The organism is Thermopetrobacter sp. TC1 (assembly GCF_000746275.1).
Lineage (GTDB): Bacteria > Pseudomonadota > Alphaproteobacteria > Rhizobiales > Aestuariivirgaceae > Thermopetrobacter.
Genome location: NZ_KN050831.1, coordinates 8,792 through 25,814 on the forward strand (window position 1 = coordinate 8,792; position 17,023 = coordinate 25,814).

At 59.6% G+C, this 17,023-nt stretch carries 12 protein-coding genes and 1 pseudogene; 6 read left to right on the forward strand and 7 right to left on the reverse strand.

All coding sequences use genetic code 11. From position 1 onward, the window contains the following. Together EK16_RS12445 and speB are read right to left on the reverse strand one after the other, a co-directional pair. Positions 1 to 647, reverse strand: a pseudogene (locus EK16_RS12445) (hypothetical protein); the annotation flags it as partial. Positions 648 to 793: 146 nt separating this feature from the next. Beyond that, positions 794 to 1,735 (reverse strand): agmatinase, encoded by a 942-nt coding sequence (speB, locus tag EK16_RS10435; RefSeq protein ID WP_197059679.1) that lies wholly within the window; start codon positions 1,733 to 1,735, stop codon positions 794 to 796. Between the two features lie 241 nt (positions 1,736 to 1,976). On the opposite strand from speB, the gene EK16_RS10440 reads away from it, so the two are divergent. After that, the gene (locus tag EK16_RS10440; RefSeq protein WP_038036935.1) at positions 1,977 to 2,444 is read left to right on the forward strand and encodes a RidA family protein; all 468 of its coding nucleotides are present in this window, start codon (positions 1,977 to 1,979) and stop codon (positions 2,442 to 2,444) included. 93 nt (positions 2,445 to 2,537) lie between these two features. After that, a complete protein-coding gene (locus EK16_RS10445; protein ID WP_038036936.1) occupies positions 2,538 to 2,981 on the forward strand; it encodes an HIT family protein in 444 nt (147 codons plus the stop codon). Positions 2,982 to 3,125: 144 nt separating this feature from the next. Here the strand turns inward: EK16_RS10445 and EK16_RS10450 are convergent, their stop codons facing one another. The 4 genes from EK16_RS10450 to EK16_RS10465 form a co-directional block, all read right to left on the reverse strand. Beyond that, positions 3,126 to 4,475, reverse strand: coding sequence for a TadE/TadG family type IV pilus assembly protein (locus EK16_RS10450; RefSeq protein WP_038036938.1), 1,350 nt, complete (start codon positions 4,473 to 4,475; stop codon positions 3,126 to 3,128). A 207-nt stretch (positions 4,476 to 4,682) separates the two neighbouring features. Beyond that, entirely contained in the window at positions 4,683 to 6,038 is a 1,356-nt protein-coding gene (locus EK16_RS10455) for a pilus assembly protein TadG-related protein (RefSeq protein WP_038036939.1), read from the reverse strand. Between the two features lie 215 nt (positions 6,039 to 6,253). After that, positions 6,254 to 7,606 carry a VWA domain-containing protein gene (locus tag EK16_RS10460; protein ID WP_038036940.1) on the reverse strand — a complete coding sequence of 451 codons (1,353 nt, stop codon included), beginning with the start codon at positions 7,604 to 7,606 and terminating at the stop codon, positions 6,254 to 6,256. 272 nt (positions 7,607 to 7,878) lie between these two features. Next, positions 7,879 to 8,397, reverse strand: a complete 519-nt coding sequence (locus tag EK16_RS10465; RefSeq protein WP_038036941.1) for a Tgt2/MlaC family protein — start codon at positions 8,395 to 8,397, stop codon at positions 7,879 to 7,881. Between the two features lie 370 nt (positions 8,398 to 8,767). Here EK16_RS10465 and EK16_RS10470 point away from each other — a divergent pair, with 370 nt between their 5' ends. The 3 genes from EK16_RS10470 to EK16_RS10480 all read left to right on the forward strand — a co-directional run bounded on the left by EK16_RS10470 (position 8,768) and on the right by EK16_RS10480 (position 12,905). Further along, positions 8,768 to 9,700, forward strand: a complete 933-nt coding sequence (locus EK16_RS10470) for a methylenetetrahydrofolate reductase (protein ID WP_051929262.1) — start codon at positions 8,768 to 8,770, stop codon at positions 9,698 to 9,700. A gap of 96 nt (positions 9,701 to 9,796) precedes the next feature. Beyond that, entirely contained in the window at positions 9,797 to 10,711 is a 915-nt protein-coding gene (locus tag EK16_RS10475; RefSeq protein ID WP_038036942.1) for a methyltetrahydrofolate cobalamin methyltransferase, read from the forward strand. 121 nt (positions 10,712 to 10,832) lie between these two features. Beyond that, positions 10,833 to 12,905 carry an ASKHA domain-containing protein gene (locus EK16_RS10480; protein ID WP_038036943.1) on the forward strand — a complete coding sequence of 691 codons (2,073 nt, stop codon included), beginning with the start codon at positions 10,833 to 10,835 and terminating at the stop codon, positions 12,903 to 12,905. A gap of 415 nt (positions 12,906 to 13,320) precedes the next feature. Here EK16_RS10480 and EK16_RS11660 read toward each other — a convergent pair whose 3' ends face one another. After that, positions 13,321 to 14,715: a peptidoglycan DD-metalloendopeptidase family protein gene (locus EK16_RS11660; RefSeq protein ID WP_051929263.1), complete on the reverse strand. Its 1,395-nt coding sequence runs from the start codon at positions 14,713 to 14,715 to the stop codon at positions 13,321 to 13,323. Positions 14,716 to 15,882: 1,167 nt separating this feature from the next. On the opposite strand from EK16_RS11660, the gene EK16_RS10490 reads away from it, so the two are divergent. Next, on the forward strand, positions 15,883 to 16,995 hold the full coding sequence (locus EK16_RS10490; protein ID WP_197059680.1) for a glycosyltransferase: 1,113 nt from the start codon (positions 15,883 to 15,885) through the stop codon (positions 16,993 to 16,995). Positions 16,996 to 17,023 lie beyond the last annotated feature (28 nt).

The following is a 17,023-nucleotide window of genomic DNA, read 5'->3' on the forward strand; positions in this document are numbered from 1 at the left end:
TCGCCATAGCCGTCATCCGCATCGGCATCGCCACCAAAACCAGGAACGGAGGGTATACCGCCTACACCATACCGAGAATCGTTCTCATCCGGCGAATGATCGATGATATCGTATTCCTTTGGATCCAACAGGTCATAAAGGCCGCCTATGGGATCTTCAGGCAACAGGGCATCGGCAATCATTGAGCCCAATTGTTCACCCCACTTTCCACCATAGTGCGCACCTACCCCACCAAGAACAAAACCACCTCCTGGCCCCGCAAAGGACCCAAGCGTATAACCGCCGGCCCCCAATAATACAGACCCTCCAAATGATGATCCCGCAATAATGACCTCTCGCACCCCTTCCTTGAGACTTTCTTGAAATCCGTATACAATATCAGGCGCATGTTCAATTAATGTCGTAGCTCCACTTAAAATTAATCCAGGAGCACTTTTTACAGCATAACCAAACTCTTTGACTGCACCCTTGAGTCCAGTCCACCACCCATTACTAAAGCCGTTTCGTAATGCATCCGTAACATTTCTATGCGCGGAGTCCGCAGCCGCTACTAATTGGTTCATAAAATTAGTAATACCAGAAACACCAGCAACTAGATCCTCCGCCAATTCCTTGCTCGGACTATTGTCGCTCGCAGCGTTGCCCATTGCCCCCTCCCTTTGAAAACGTTCCGGAATACAAGGCTGTTGGAACGCAAAGACAACTTCCTGCACGCAAAGATAGAGCAACTAGAGAGGGTCTGTCAATAATATGACTCTTTATGATTGCGCTCGAAAAACGGGAAGGAGCTTTTTCAGCCTTTGAAATGGCGAGTGACATGCAGGCAGCAGAAATCCACGGCCAGCAATGCCGCGGCCAGCGCCGTGATTCCGGCCGGGTCATAGGGCGGCGAGACCTCCATGACGTCAAACCCGCGAATGTCCAGACCGGCAAGGCCGCGGAGGATGCGCCGCGCCTGCTGTGTGCTCAACCCCCCTGGCACGGGCGTGCCGGTGCCGGGCGCGAAGGCGGGATCGAGGCAATCGATATCAAAGCTCAGATACGCCGGCCTTGTGCCGATGATCCGGCGGATTTCCGCAACGACCGCATCCGCTCCTTGATCATGCACCCAGTCGGCATCGAGCACGGTCATGCCCTGCCCGCCTTCGTCGGGATACTGGGTGCGAATGCCGATCTGCACACTGGCCTCTTCCACAATCAGCCCCTCGGCCAGGGCTTCGGAAAAGACGATGCCGTGATCGATGCGCCCCTCCTCCGTTCCGGCCTCCACATCACGGTGGGCATCGAAATGAATGAGCGCCAGCGGTTCGCCCACATGCTCAGCCATGGCGCGCAAGACCGGCAGGGTGCAGAAGTGATCACCCCCCAGCATGACGGGCACCGCCCCGCAGCGCAGCATGGCGCACACGCTGTCTTTCACCCGCTCGGGCATCTCCTGCGGCCGTCCCCAATCGAAAACGACATCGCCGCCGTCCACCACCTTCAGCCGGTCGAAGGGATCGAATCCCCAGGGCCAGATCGGGCCCCAGGCCAGTTGCAGGGATTCGGCACGGATCGCCCGCGGGCCGAAGCGCGCACCGGGGCGGTTTGTTGTGCCGATATCAAAGGGCACGCCAAAGACGATCATATCGGGCTTCTCCTGCCGCCAGCCCTGAGGATCCGCAACCAAGGACCGGCGCATGAAGGTCGTCGCCCCGGCAAAGGAGGCAACCTGCGCATCATTCTGATCGGTCATGCCATCGCCCTTTCGCCTGCAGTCCGTCTCAAGCAGCCCCCTGCCCTCTCTGACAAAGCGGTCTTCATCTGCCTTTTCAGCGCATACAGACATCGATGCAAGAAGAGGCTCCTGTCAATGCATGCGGTCCTGCCAGGATAGGCAAACGCCATACAGGCCAGACACGGCCCTGCTCTTGATTTTCGGCATGGTGCGGCGCCAAAGTGCGCTCAAGGCCAACGCCTGAGCAGGGAGAAAAATCATGACTCTAGCTTCTGAAAGACTAGCCGAGCTCGGCCTGCGCCTGCCGCCCGCGGCCGCACCGGTGGCCAACTACGTGGGCTGGGTGCGCCATGGCCATCTCGTGTTCACCGCCGGCCAGCTGCCCTTTGATGAAAACGGCACGCTGCAAAGCCCCGGCAAGGTGGGCGTGGATGTGGACATCGCCACTGCCCAGGCCGCCGCCCGCCTCTGCGCTCTCAATTGCATCGCCCAGGCCGCCGCGGCCGCCAACGGGATCGACAACATCGCCCGCGTGCTGAAAGTCACGGGCTTTGTCAACGCCACACCCGATTTCCGCGATCATCCGGCGGTCATCAACGGCGCCTCCGACCTGATGGTGGACATTTTCGGCGAGGCCGGCCGCCATGCCCGCGCCGCGGTTGGCGCAAGCTCCCTGCCGCTGAACGCCTGCGTGGAAGTGGAAGCCGTTTTCGCCGTGCGCGAATGAATTCTCTTTCAGGGCGCCACTTGTCATCGCTTGAGTGCGCCTCTACCCTTGCGCCCCATGAGGCAGGATGCAAGCACAACGGGGAAAAGGACCATGGCCAACTACGATCCGGACAACGTCTTTGCCAAGATCCTGCGCGGTGAGCTTCCGGCACACAAGGTCTATGAGGATGACAAGACCCTCGCCTTCATGGACATCATGCCGCGCACCGACGGGCACACCCTCGTCATTCCCAAGAATCCCTCGCGCAATCTTCTCGACATTGATGAGGAGGACCTCTGTGCGGTGATGCGCACCGTTAAGAAGATCGCCCGCGCCGTGCGCCGCGCCTTTGATGCCGAGGGCGTGCTCATCCAGCAGTTCAACGAACCCGCCGCCGGCCAGGAAGTGTTCCACACCCATTTCCATGTGCTGCCGCGCCGCGCCGGCGAGCCGCTGAAACCCCATACCGGTCAGATGGCCGATCAGGAGCTGCTCAAGGCCCATGCCGAACGCATCCGCCAGGCCCTGGCGGAAATGGAAGATGATCAGGCATGAGCCGGAATGTTTTTCCGGCCAAGTTCCTGAAAACCCGATCGTGAAAGGCGACCGTTCCGGAACGGGATGAAATCCCGTTCCGGCATTTTCTTTTTTCAGGAAGCATTCAACTCAGGCCTTGCCCGGTGCCTTGTTGTAACATCCTCAGTGACTGAGATAGAGCTGCCTGCCCCCTGGTCTGACAATCTCCTCGGCGATCTGATCGAGAACGTTTTTGAGCTGCGCCTTGTTTCCGGCCGTATGAAAGCCGGCATTCTGGCAATTGCCGAGGATGGTGGGCAGGTTTTCATAACCCTTGGGATAGAAGCTGATGCCGATGATCTCGATCCCGTGCTGCTTGGCGGCATTGCACACCGCCTCCATGCGCGCATCCGCATTGGCGGTATCGGCCGCACCATAGTATTTCATCAGCCCGTCATGATCGTATTCGCAAAGATTGCTCCCGCCCGCGAGAACGATCATCACCTTGCGCACATTGTCGGATTCACCTTCGTCAAATGGCGCACGGCTGGAAAGCACCCGCCAGCCCCAGGCTATGCCAGAGGGAATATAGGCGGGACCTTCCGAGATCATGCCCTGCACATGATTGCGCAGCTCATCCACATTCGCCTGGATGGACAGATCCTTGAGCGGCTTGATGCTGGGCAGCGGATCCCCGATTTCATAAACGGTCGTGGCATCTTCCTTGTATTTCGGGGCCACACCTGGGACGGGATAGGTGTCATAATCCCCGTCGATTGCATCAAGCTCATCCGCCGGATTGCGCGGGCCCAGATAGCCCTTCCAGGTCGAAGATGTCACTCCGCTGAGCCGCACCCAATCCGGAACGGCCCCTCCCCGCACATGCGGCAGCCGCACATAGGTGCTATAGGGCACCACCCCCAGTTTCATGCGCACACCCGGCGTCTCATCGAGCTTGCTCTTGAGCCTGTCGATGAAATCGGCAACCGCCTCGCGCGCCTGCACGCGTTTTGTATAGGTTTCCTCATCCACGCTGGGATCGAAGCCCGAGGCATTACACGTCATGGAATAGGAAGCGTCCAGAACAAGGACGACCTCCACGGTCTTGTTGCCCTTCACCGCCTGGGAGGAAATTTGCATGGACATGCTGCCAATACCCAAAAGCCCCAGAAAACTGGTGCGGATCTCCACCGACATGTCGGCTGTCATCACGGACGCATTGGGATCGCGAGGCGTTCCGATCGTGATGGCAAGCCCGGCCCTGTCATATTGAACCCTTGGCGAGGCCTTGTAATTCGTCTGCAAATATTGCCAGACACGATCCCTGGCCCTTTGCTCGTCCCTGATCCCTTCCTTGAGCGCGGCCAGAACGCCCGCATCCAGGGCCGCCTGCAGCTTGTGACGCTCATCCTGGATATTGGCGTAATCGACGATTCCGCCCATGAGGGCAAAGGCGGGCACCGCCGCCAGCGCGAAAATGATGCCCACATTGCCCCGCTGGTTTTTCCGAAAACGCCTGAATGCATCAAACATGATCACCCCCGCACGCACTCACAACCAAAGATAGATCACCGGGGAACACTGCTCTCTTTGGACTAAATTTCCCTGAAAAAGTGTGGTTAACGAGGATTTTATAGGCTATGCGTGTATCTTTTCAGGGAGAAAGACTTTCTGCTCAAGATCACAGCCATAAAAAAGGGGGGCGCGAGGCCCCCCATCAATTCCTCTTATGCCTGCAACTCAGCGCGAGATGTGCAACTGTGCCAGCTGTCCGGCAATCTTGTTGAAAACATCGGCAAGTTCGCTGGCGTTGTTGGGCTCGTAATAGCCCATGTTCTGACAATTGTTCAGCAGATCGCGTGTATCCTCATCGTCAACGGCAAAAGCGATGGAAATGATATTCACGCCATCCTTCTTCACGTTTTCGCACAACGTGCTGAGGCGGGCATCCGTCTTGCTTGTGTCCACATCATAACATTTCATGTACAGGTTCTTGTCGCGAACACAGGTATTGGCACCGTCCGTCATCAGAACGACCACCTTCCTCACCTTCCCATCCGGCTCTGCCCCCTGGGTGAAAGGTTCTTTGGGAGACAGCAGCCGCCAGCCCCACACCAGTCCGGCGGGAATGTATGTCCATCCATCGGCGCCCATGGCATCGATTTTGGATTTCAGATCATCCACCGCCGAATCGTTCTCCAGAGAAACAAGCGGCTGTATGGTGGACACTTCCGTGCTCTGGACATAAGCGCCACTATCCGGATCGTTAACCGTGTATTCGTTCTTTATCGCCGGCACTGGATAGGCATCATATCCGTCATCGAGAACATCGTAGCCGGTTTCGACTTCACGCACACCAATATAGCCTTCCCAATCACTTTGCTTGATGCGCCATTCGGAACATGTGCCAGGCCCGCCATTGCGCGGAGTTTTGCAGCCGGAAAGCCAGGAGCTGCCCCAATAGGAGGTATCCACCCGCACATAGTTGGTGAACGGAACGAGGCCGACTTTCACCGAGTTGGCATAAGAATTGCCGGATACCGATTTCAGCGTATCCACAAGCGCTTTGGCGGATTCTCTCAAGGCTTCGATCTTCTTCTTGCCATCCCCGGGAATTTCGTCATCCATGGAGCCGGTGTTGTCGAGCACGAGTACCACTTCAAGAGATTTCGAACCGGCCCGGGTCTGCGACACGATCTTCATGTTGGCATTCGGTACGCCAACAAGACCCCAGAACGTCGTACGGATCTCTATGTTCAAACTGGCCGTGACCTGGCGCACGCCGTCCGCCGTAGTGGAAATATCGACATCGATGTCATTGAAATTGACGGTCACGCCAGACGATGGGTGGTAATTGCTTGCCAGATACTCCTTTACCTTGTTCTTGGCAGCGGTCTCGTCGAGATCCTTAAGCTGCATGGCCGCCAGCGTGCCGGCGTCCAGAGCCGCCTGAATCCGGTTCTTCTCATTCTGGATGTTGGCGTAGTCGACGATACCCCCCATCAGGGCAAAGGCGGGAACAGCCGCCAGCGCGAAAATGATGCCGACATTGCCCCCCTGATTGCGCACGAACTTGCGGAACTTCCCGAATGCCATGACACTCACTCTCCCCGATTGCACAATTTGTGATACATGATGTTGGGGACTTCTATCATAAATTCACTTTGCTTAAATGAATGCGCGCACTAAAATTTATTTGTTATTTTATGAAAATTTTAACCAACAAAACTAAAAAGGCGACGGAAAATGATATTCCGCCGCCTTTTGATATTTTTTTCACTTCACTCCAAAACGTCACAGCCCTCCCAAAATCATTTCGAAAGGTGAAGAGAGACCAGTTTAGTGGCAATATCATCGAAGGTCTGGGCGAGTTCTCCTGTCTCCGGCGTATAGAACCCCATGTTGCTGCATTCCCGCAGCATGTCTTCCGTATCACTGTCTTCGACGGCAAAGGCCACGGTGATGATGCCGATGCCTTTGTTCTTGATATTCTTGCACAGTTTCTTCAACCGCTGATCAGCTTTCGTGCCACTTCCGCTGCCACACTTGAGATACCCGTTCTTGTGATAATCACAGGTGTTGGCACCGTCCGTCATGAGGACGATGATCTTCTTGATGCCGCGCTTGTTGGCGGTGCTGTACTTCACCCCCTTCGTATAGGGCTTTGTCTTCGACAGAATTCTCCATCCCCAGACAAGCCCTCCCGGAATATATGTCCAGCCAGTGGGCTCCATGGCATTGATTTTGTTCACCAGGCTTTGCTTTTTCGTCTTTATATTTTGAAGGCCAAGCATGACAGCTGGCATTCTGTCCTTGCCCTTGTGTTTATACACCCACTTGCCGTTCTCTCTCTGATAGACACCGCTCATCACCGCCGGAATGGGATGTTTCTTGTATTTTCCGTCGGTGATATCGAGATCCTGGTCAGGATTTCTCACGCCGAGCGCACCATCCCATTCACTTTTTGCAAGCCCGTTGTGATCGAGCCACGTCCGGTTCCATGAATTCTTGCCCACCATCACATGGGTGGAGAAAGGCACAATGCCGACCTTGACAGTCTTTGCCCGGGGGCGCCTGGCGACCTTTTCCAACTTGTCGAGCAGGTTCTTCGATGCCTTCTTCAATTCATCCATCTTGCTGCCGCCGGCCGCGCTGTCCCAGCTCATGGAGCCGGTATTGTCCAGCACCAGAACCACCTCAAGGCCACCACTGCCCACTTTCGCCTGAGAGGTGACGGTAAAGGCATAGCTTCCCATCCCGACGAGCTTCAAAAACGGCATGTCTGCATCTGCCGATATCGAAGCCGTGACCTTTTTTATTTTCATGCCGCTGTCGTCTTTTATGTTCTCCACGGTCACGCTCAGCTGGGAAAGATCGAGGCGCACGCCCTGTGTATCTTTATAATTGGACTGCAGATAGTTCTTGATGGCCTTCTTCACGGATGTCTTTTGGAAATCATCAAGGTTGAGTGCGGCCAGCGTACCGGCATCCAGAGCCGCCTGCAGGTGATTGCGTTCCTCCAGGACATTCATGTAATCCATCACACCGCCGACAAGGGCAAATGCCGGCGCGGCCGCCAGCGCGAAGATGATGCCCGCAGTAGCCTTTTCTTCCGCAACCTTTCTGCGCAGTTTTGCGCGTGTCTCCTGCCAGTTCTTGATCATGTTTGACACTCCCCCACGTTCCTTCCGGCACAGGCGGAAGGATGATTACCCTTTCGCGTGGGCATGAGAGTGTCACAACCGGATTATTTTCACGTGGAGGTTGTCAGATAAAATGCAGGCGTGCAGGAAAGAAATGGATAACTCTTTTGAGACGAGCGAATTCCGGCCAAGGAAAACTATTGGATGTTGTTATCGAAAAAGATAATTACTGCGTGCATTTAATGCTAGATAATCATCTTCCTCAAATTCTCTTGTCTCTGTTCAGGAAATTTTTACTTAAGCGAGGCAAGGAAGGCATGAACGTCGCCGCCCTTGCGCCGGATCAGCGTGCGGAAATGATCGCGCAGGGCCATGGCCAGCCACACCCCGCTCATGTTGACATCAACAATGCGGCTTCCCTTCACGCGCCAGCGCATGATCTCACCGCGCGGCAGCACCTTTCCTTCCACCAGATTACCGCGACAGCGGAGAATCTCCACCCGCGCATTGCGAAAAGCGCCGGAACGGGCCGCCATCTGCCGGGCGATATAACGCGCGGCGAGATTGATGTAACGCCGCCTGTCTTTCGCCGACAGCCGCCGCGCCTGCCGCCCCAGTGCAAAAAGGGCAATGCGGGAGATTGCCAGATGCCGCCTCAGCGCCCGCTCAAAGGCGGCCTCACTGCCGGAGCGAGCCGCGGCGATGAAGCTGCGTGACGCCTTTTGCACGATCCCGGCACTGCGACAGCTGCGCGCCGCTTCTGCCTCTGCGGAAACGAAAAAGGCAACGAGGACGGCCGCCAGAATGAACACGAAAGTCTTGGCAAGAGCGCGGATTGACCGAAGCTGATCGACTAGGCCCTGCCCCGTTCCCCGTTGTGACTTAAGCGGGCTCGTTCCAAAATTGATGTCTCGGCATTCATGTGCATTGCCCGCCGAAAAAGCCCGGCTTGCGGCCTGAAGGGTCATGATCCTGCCCTCCCCTGTTGCCGCCCCCGCATAAATGGGCGGTTTGCCCTAGGGAAAAGTATAGGGGTTTGTCCTCCTCGTGCAACCATTTTGCCGGTTCGGCAGGCCAGCCTCTTGACAAGTCAGGACACCTTCTCTCTAAAGGAATGCAGAGGATATAAAGATTTCCTTATATGCTTCGCGGTGATCGCCCGCGACGAGGACGGACACGATCATGACCAGACAGGCCGAAACGGCATGCCGGGCCGCCCGCAAGGGCGCCTTTTCCATATCCTTCGAGGTCTTTCCGGCGCGCACCCCCCAGGCGCATGCGGCGCTGGCGGACCTGGCGCGGCGTCTTGCGCCCTATAAGCCTAAGTTCATCTCCGTCACCTACGGCGCCGGCGGCAGTTCGCGCGAGGCAACGCTGGAGACCATCGCCACCCTGATGCAGGCGGCCGACATTCCCGTTGCCGGGCATCTCACCTGTGCCGAGGCCTCACGGGAGGAAACGCTCGCCGTGGCCGCTCGCTATGTGGAGATGGGCGTACGGCGCATTGTTGCCCTGCGGGGCGATCCGCCGAAAGGTCAGACCCGATTCGTGCCGCATCCGGAAGGCTTCGCCAATGCGCGCGAGCTGGTTGCCGCCCTGCGCGCGCGCTGGCCGCATCTGAAAATTTCCGTGGCCGCCTATCCGGAGGTTCATCCCGAGGCGCCCTCGCCCTTGGAGGACCTTATCTACCTCAAGAGCAAGCTCGATGCCGGTGCCAACGATGCCCTCACCCAGTTCTTTTTCGACAACGACAGATTTTATGACTTCATCAAGGCGGTGGACGCCGCCCGCATAAAAAAGCCCGTCATTCCCGGCATCATGCTCATGCATGATTTCTTCAAGGTGCGAAACTTCGCCCGCCGCTGCCGCACATCCGTGCCCGAATGGCTCGAACGCCGCTTCGCCGGCCTGAAGGAAGCCGCTAAAGATCCCATCCATCGCGGTCTGGCCGATGCTTTCGCCGTGGAGCAGGTGCTGGACCTGGCTGCCAGGGGTTTCACCCGCTTTCACTTCTACACCATGAACCGCGCCGACACCGCGGAGATCGTCTGTCGCGCCCTGTGTCTGGCGCAACAGCAACAGGAATCCGCGCCAAAGGCCGCTGAAGGCCCATGAATCTTCCGCCACGCAGGAATGCCGCTATCCGTCACATAGTGCTTGTACTACGCTGCCATCCATCACAGGACAATCAAGGGAGATCCTTAAAAGACCATGACCCGGACCATCGTCGCCTCTGCCACGAAGGAGCACGTGATCGGCTTTGATCAGCCCTTCACCATCATCGGCGAGCGCATCAACCCCACCAACCGCAAGAAGCTGGCCGAAGAGCTGGAAAACGGCATCTTCGACACGGTGAAGGCCGACGCCATCGCCCAGACACAGGCCGGCGCCCATATTCTCGATGTCAATGCCGGCATCACCGCCGTTGATCCCAACGAGACCGAGCCGCCGCTCTTACGCGCGGCCGTGGAGGCGGTGCAGGAGGTCTCCGATCTGCCGCTGTGCATCGATTCCTCGGTCACCCGGGCGCTGGAAGCGGCGCTGGAGGTGGCCAGGGGGCGGCCGCTGGTCAATTCGGTCACCGGCGAGGAAGAGAAGCTGGAGAGCATCCTGCCGCTGGTGAAGAAATACGATGTGCCGGTCGTGGCTATCTGCAACGACGAATCCGGCATTTCCGAGGATCCGGACGTGCGATTCGCCGTGGCCAAGAAGATTGTGGAGCGTGCGGCGGATCATGGCATTCCGGCTCATGATATTGTCGTCGATCCGCTGGTGATGCCCATCGGGGCGATGAATTCCGCCGGCGTGCAGGTTTTCCGCCTCGTGCGGCGCCTGAAAGAGGAGCTGGGTGTGAACACCACCTGCGGCGCCTCCAACATCGGCTTTGGCATGCCCAACCGCCGCGTGCTGACCGCGCATTTCATCGCCATGGCCGCTTCCCATGGCTTAACCAGCGCCATCATGAACCCGCTGCATGAGGAGGACATGGCCGCCGTCTTTGCCGCCAATCTCCTCAATGGCCATGATCCCGACTGCCGCGCCTGGACCGCGCGCTATCGCCCTGCCCCCGCCGGCGAGGGCAGCGAGCGCGAAGGCCGCCGCCGTCGCCGCCGTCGTCGGGGGTGAGCCATAACGCCCGGGCTGTGGAAGTAATCGTGGTATCCTGCATCGCGGCACGATGTATTCTGGTCAGTGCCACTTCTGAGACCAACGGGTGGCGGCTTGCGCCAGAAACCTGGAGAATTCCATGACCGGCTCCGGCAACGACAGCGAGAACACCAGGCGGCCGAAGGTGGTTTTTCTGCCTGACGGCGTGCGCGGTGAGGCCCGCGCCGGCGAGACCCTGCTGGGCACGGCGCGCCGGCTGGGGGCGGATATCGATTCCGCCTGCGGCGGCCGCGGCATTTGCGGGCGCTGTCAGGTCTCGGTCATGGAAGGCACCTTCGCCAAGGAGGGCATCACCTCCAGCCCCGATCACCTAAGCCCGCCCACGGAAGCGGAGCAGAAATATGCGCGCATCCGCGGGCTTGCGCCGGGGCGGCGCCTCTCCTGTCAGGCCAGGGTTACGGGCGATGTCGTCATCGACGTGCCGGTGGAATCGCGCCTGCATCGTCAGCTTGTGCGCAAGATGGACGAGTCGCTCCCCATCGCCGTCGATCCGCTCATCCGCGCCGTGGCCGTGGAGGTTGCACCGCCCGATCTGCACGAACCATCCTCCGATTTCGCCCGCCTTGCCTTGGCCGTGGAGGAGGAAACGGGTGAGGATACACTTTCGGCCGACCTGCCTGTTCTCACCGGCCTGCAGCGGGGCTTACGCGCCGGCTCCTGGCAGGTCACCGCCGTTCTGCATCAGCGCCATGAAAGGGATGCACCCCGGCTGATTGATGTGCGCCCCGGCTTTGATGAACGGCTCTATGGTCTGGCGGTGGATATCGGCTCCACCACCATCGCCGCCCATCTGGTTGATCTTCATGACGGATCCGTTCTGGCCTCCGCCGGCTGCATGAACCCGCAGATCCGCTTCGGCGAGGACCTGATGAGCCGCGTCTCCTGGGCGATGATGAACGAAAACGGCGCGCAGGAGATGACCACGGCAGTGCGCGCCGCCATCAACGATCTGGCACGGACGGTCTGCGAAAGGGCCAGGGTACGCCCGGAGCAAATCCTTGATTCCGCCTTTGTCGGCAATCCGGTGATGCATCACCTTTTTCTCGGCATTGATCCGCGCGAACTCGGGCAGGCGCCCTTTCCGCTTGCGGTGGCAGAAGCGCTGGAGCTGCCGGCGCGGGAGCTTGACCTTGCCTTTGCCCCGGCCGCGCGCGCCTACATCCTGCCGTGCATTGCCGGTCATGTGGGCGCGGATGCCGCCGCCGTCATCCTCGCCGAGGCACCGCATGAGCGGGAGGATATCTCCCTCATCGTCGATGTCGGCACCAATGCCGAAATCGTGCTCGGCAATCGCGAACGCCTGCTGGCCTGCTCCTCGCCCACCGGCCCGGCCCTGGAAGGCGCGCAGATCTCCTGCGGCCAGCGCGCCGCGCCCGGGGCCATCGAGCGGGTGCGCATCGATCCGGAAACGTTCAGGGCGCGTTACAAGGTGATCGGTGCTGAGCCCTGGTCGGATGAACCGGGCTTTGAGGAAGCGGTGAAGACCACCGGTGTCACCGGCATATGCGGCTCCGGCATCATCGAGGCGATTGCGGAGATGTATCTGGCCGGCATCATTGACGAAAGCGGCCGCTTCAATGCCGCACTGGCAGAACGCACGCCCTTCGTGAAGAAACGCGGGCGCGATCTTTCCTATGTCCTGCGCCCCGCCGGGGACGGCATGCGGGAAATTGCGATAACCCAGGAAGATGTGCGGGCAGTGCAGCTGGCCAAGGCGGCGCTGCATGCCGGCTGCAAGCTGCTGATGGAGGCCTATGGGATTGAGACGGTGGACCGTATCCGCCTGGCCGGCGCCTTCGGTGCGCACATCGATCCGCTCTATGCCCTCATTCTCGGCATGATTCCGGATTGTCCGCTGGAGAATGTCACCGCCGCCGGCAATGCCGCCGGCACCGGCGCGCGCATGGCGCTTTGCTCACGTGAGGCCCGCGATACGGTCGAGGCGCTGGTGAAACGCATCGAGAAGATCGAAACGGCGGTGGAGCCCCGTTTTCAGGAGCATTTCGTGGCGGCCATGGCCTTTCCGCACGCCAGCGATCCCTACCCCAACCTGCGCCGGCACATCCGCCTGCCCGAACCCGGATCCAGCCGCGCACAGATTCCTGAGAAGGAACACAGACGCCGCCGGCGCCAGCGCCAGCGCCAGCGCTGATGCATCTGTCATTGCCCGAGTATGACGTTTTCCCATGGTTTTTCAATGAATTAAACAAACACCTGTTGTCAGAAGCTCAATTGGTCCCAATGTAGCGGGCGGCAGGCAGAAAGAGCGCATGATCCTAACCTCCCCCTGATAGGGGGAGGTCGGCGCGAAGCGCCGGGAGGGGGTCGGACCACAAACGCAGCGTTAAATTGCCCGACCCCCTCCCTGACCCTCCCCCTGCCAGGGGGAGGGAAAAAGGTGCTTCACGTGTGAAAAGAATGTCAATGGCAACTGAGTTGATGGCATCTGACTAACGAAAGAGGCGGCCCGGCCTTTATGACCGGATGCCGCCCCTTTGCCGCCGTTGTCCGCCGCCTTTGGCGGACACACGCACCTCATGACCCGGCTTGAGGCCGGGAAAACCTGATCATCGCATGGCGGTCGCCGTGTTCAGATATTTCAGCGGATTGACCGCCGTTGCCCCTTTCCGGATCTCGAAGTGCAGCTGCGGCGTGCTCACCGAGCCGGTGCGACCGGCCTTGGCGATCACCTCGCCGCGCCGCACCTTCTGCCCGCGCTTGACCAGCAGCGTCTTGTTGTGGGCGTAAGCCGTCACCCAGCCGCCCTTGTGGCGGATGAGAATGAGGTTGCCATAGCCCTTCAGCTCGTTGCCGGCGTAGGCGACGATGCCGTCGGCTGCGGCATGCACGTCCGTTCCTTCGGGTACGGCGATGTTGATGCCCTCATTGCGCGTGCCGTTCGGCTTGCTGCCGAAGGTGGAGATGATGCGGCCGCGCACCGGCCAGCGGAACATGGCCGTGCTTGTCGCCTGCTGCTGCGTGCGCTCACTGCGGGCCGGCGGCAGCGGATCGCTCTTTGCCTGCTCGCCGCTGCTGATGCGCGATTCATCCTTGCGCGCCCTTGCGCGCGGCGGCTCGATGCGCTGCACAGGCTGCGCCTGCTTCATCTCGCGCGCAGGCTGACGATAGCTCACCTGCGTGGTCTTGCCGTCGGACCAGCCATCGGTGGGCGGAATGCGCACAACCTGCCCCACCCTCAGCTGCACATTGCGCGGCAGGCCGTTGTAGGAGGCGATGCGATAGGGATTGACGCCATACTTGCGCCCGAGCGCAAACAGGGTCTCCCCCGGCGCCACCTTGTGCGTCCGCGCCCGGCCGAAGTTGCGCGCGCTGCCCTCGGCCCGCGCAGGTGTGGGCTTCATCGCCGCACCGGAGCGCTCCATCGCCGGCTTGGGCCCTTCGCGGAAGACATATTTCGGCTGTGCGCGGCGGGTCGGCTCGGCCCGGGCCACCTGCGCGGCCGGCGTGAAGCTCGGCGCCGGCGAGACGGGATTGGCCACGCCCGGAATGCGCAGCCGCTGACCCACCTTCAGCGTATAGGGATAGGCAATGCCATTGGCGGCGGCCAGACGCGTCACCGAAACGCCGTTGGCCCGCGCGATGGAATACAGCGTCTGCCCCGGCTGCACCACGATGGTGCCGGACGCGGCCGGCGCAGGCGTCCGGCCGGCGCGGCGCACCGGCGCATAATCCCGGCTACCGCCGTTATACGTGGGCCGCGCCCAGGAAGGCGTCGGGCTGCTTGCCGGCGCATCCAGCGAACGCGAGGCCACGCGCTCCACCGGCGCCACCGGCGTAGGACGCGTCGTTGTCGCCTCCTTGGAAACCGAACCGGTATCGATGGGCGGATAATCGGAGAAACGCTCCACATCGGAGGAGCAGGCGGCAAGCACGGAAGCCGCCGCAACCGTCAGCGCAAGACGCGCAACCCCATGACGAAACGGATTGATCGTTCTGGACATTGTACTCAACCCCGGAACATGACTGACTGACATGCCCCTATCCTGCACGGCCAGGGTTAAGGAAAGGTTGTTGGATCGCATTTTTGCCGCAAATGCAGCTTGTGCGTGCAGCTTGCGCAGGTTCCATGGCGCATCATCAGCCACACTACACGACTCACCGTTTCCATCTTTCTCGTCACCCCGGCGAAAGCCCATGCCTGTTCAAGAAAATTCAGGAAGCGTGCTGTTGCCGCCAAATTGACCGAGAAAAAAACTTTCCATGAGTAAGGGCTAATCTATTTAACTCATTGATAAACCACAAGAAAACGTCATTGCCGGGCCCCGTCCCGGCAATCCAGGGCCAGGAATGAGGCGGTTTTGGATGGCGATGGTGCCCGCCAGCAGGCTTGATCGGAGCCGTATGCTTTTTGAAAGGAAGTTCCTCTCTGAGGATAGAGCCCGGTAGAGCCGTTCCTGACCGCCATTACTGCATGCGTAAACCGCCCCTGGATACCCGGGACAAGCCCGGGTATGACGTTTTCCCATGGTTTTTCAATGAATTAAATAAACACCTGTCGTCGGAAGCTAAATTGGTCTCAGTGCCGCGGGCGGCAGGCAGAAAGAGCGCATGATCCTAACCTCCCCCTGATAGGGGGAGGTCGGCGCGAAGCGCCGGGAGGGGGTCGGGTCACAGGCTCATGAGGTTGCCGCCCGACCCCCTCCCTGCCCCTCCCCCTGCCAGGGGGAGGGAAAAGCGGTGCTTCATGTATGGAAAGAATGTCAAGGGCAACTGAGTTGATGGCGTAAGTAGTTGATACTCAATACAAAATAACAACATCCCAAGTTTGGGCAAGGGGAAAGAATGCCTAGATGAAAGCATCTGCATAGCTAGTGATTGATTACACTCTTCGCAGCGAAAATCATTCGCAACACATTAAGTAATTTAATTGGACACAACTAGGCACATGCCGGAGGCCATGCCGCAAACTCATGCAAGTGCGGCCTTAGATACCGGCTGATCTACGGTATGACGTTTTGTAGTGTGGTCATCAGCATGAAAATGCCCCTTGCGCCTGTGCTTTTCATGAACAAACGGGCCGCATTTTCAGAGATTGGTGAGCTTTGCCGGCTATGGTGTCTTTAAAGGAAGGGACGAAGCCGGGATCCGGGAGAAGCCTTATGCGGATCATGCACGTTTTTCGAGCGCCGGTGGGCGGACTGTTCCGTCACGTGCGCGAACTGGCCGCACAGCAGGCGGCCCTGGGCCATGATGTGGGCCTCATCTGCGATTCCACCCATGGCGGCAAGAGCGCGGAAGCGGCGCTGAATGCCCTGCGTGATAACATGCGGCTGGGCATACACCGCATTGCCCTGCCCCGCCTGCCCCATCCCGGCGATGTGTCCGCCTATCGCGCCATCCGCCGCATTCTGGAAGAGACCAGGCCGCAAATCGTGCACGGCCATGGCGCCAAGGGCGGCCTGCATGGCCGGCTGGCGGCGCGGCATGATGCCGGCATGCGCACCATCTACACCCCTCATGGCGGCAGCCTGCACTTCTCGCGCCATTCGGCCAAGGGCGCCCTTTATCTCACCACCGAACGGCTGCTGCTGCACAGGACCGACGGGCTCATCTTCGTCTGCAATTTCGAGCGCCGCGCCTTCATTGAAAAGGTGGGCGCCTTTTCCTGCCCCTCGGCCATTGTGCACAATGGCCTGCCGGCGGAGGAATTCTCCTATGTGCCCGTATTGCCGGATGCGGCCGATGTGGTCTTCGTCGGCGAGCTGCGCATGCTCAAGGGCGTGGATGTCCTGCTTTCCGCCCTGGCGCGCCTGAAGGAAAAAGGCCGCGCCATATCGGCCCTCATCGTTGGCGACGGACCGGATGCCGAAACCTTCCGCACCCTGGCCCAGTCGCTCAATCTTTCTAAAAACGTGCGCTTTCCCGGCCCCATGCCTGCGCGCAAGGCTTTCGCTCAGGGGCGCGTGGTCGTGGTGCCGTCGCGTGCGGAATCCTTCCCCTATGTGGTGCTGGAAGCCCAGGCGGCCGGCCGGCCGGTGATTGCCGCGCATGTGGGCGGCATTCCCGAAATGCTGCCCGAAGAGTCGCTGGTGCCGGCGGAGGATCCCGCCGCACTGGCGGAGCGGATCGCAAGCGTGCTTGATGATCCGGACAGCGAGAGAAAGGCAAAGGCGCGCATCGAGGAAATCCGCCAGCGCTTTTCCATCGAAACCATGACGCACGGCGTGCTCGATTTTTACGACAGGGTGCTCTTAGATACCGTCGGCCGTCAGGCGGCATGAAGGCGCGCACCTCAGGCATTGCACCGGC

Bases quoted from the DNA above. Each gene is read 5' to 3' on its own strand.
- EK16_RS10490 (WP_197059680.1), top strand. From the start codon at position 15,883: ATGCACGTTTTTCGAGCGCCGGTGGGCGGACTGTTCCGTCACGTGCGC.
- EK16_RS10480 (WP_038036943.1), top strand. From the start codon at position 10,833: ATGACCGGCTCCGGCAACGACAGCGAGAACACCAGGCGGCCGAAGGTG.
- EK16_RS10450 (WP_038036938.1), bottom strand. From the start codon at position 4,475: ATGTTTGATGCATTCAGGCGTTTTCGGAAAAACCAGCGGGGCAATGTG.
- EK16_RS11660 (WP_051929263.1), bottom strand. From the start codon at position 14,715: ATGTCCAGAACGATCAATCCGTTTCGTCATGGGGTTGCGCGTCTTGCG.
- EK16_RS10440 (WP_038036935.1), top strand. From the start codon at position 1,977: ATGACTCTAGCTTCTGAAAGACTAGCCGAGCTCGGCCTGCGCCTGCCG.
- EK16_RS10455 (WP_038036939.1), bottom strand. From the start codon at position 6,038: ATGGCATTCGGGAAGTTCCGCAAGTTCGTGCGCAATCAGGGGGGCAAT.
- EK16_RS10475 (WP_038036942.1), top strand. From the start codon at position 9,797: ATGACCCGGACCATCGTCGCCTCTGCCACGAAGGAGCACGTGATCGGC.
- EK16_RS10460 (WP_038036940.1), bottom strand. From the start codon at position 7,606: ATGATCAAGAACTGGCAGGAGACACGCGCAAAACTGCGCAGAAAGGTT.
- EK16_RS10445 (WP_038036936.1), top strand. From the start codon at position 2,538: ATGGCCAACTACGATCCGGACAACGTCTTTGCCAAGATCCTGCGCGGT.
- EK16_RS10470 (WP_051929262.1), top strand. From the start codon at position 8,768: ATGACCAGACAGGCCGAAACGGCATGCCGGGCCGCCCGCAAGGGCGCC.
- speB (WP_197059679.1), bottom strand. From the start codon at position 1,735: ATGACCGATCAGAATGATGCGCAGGTTGCCTCCTTTGCCGGGGCGACG.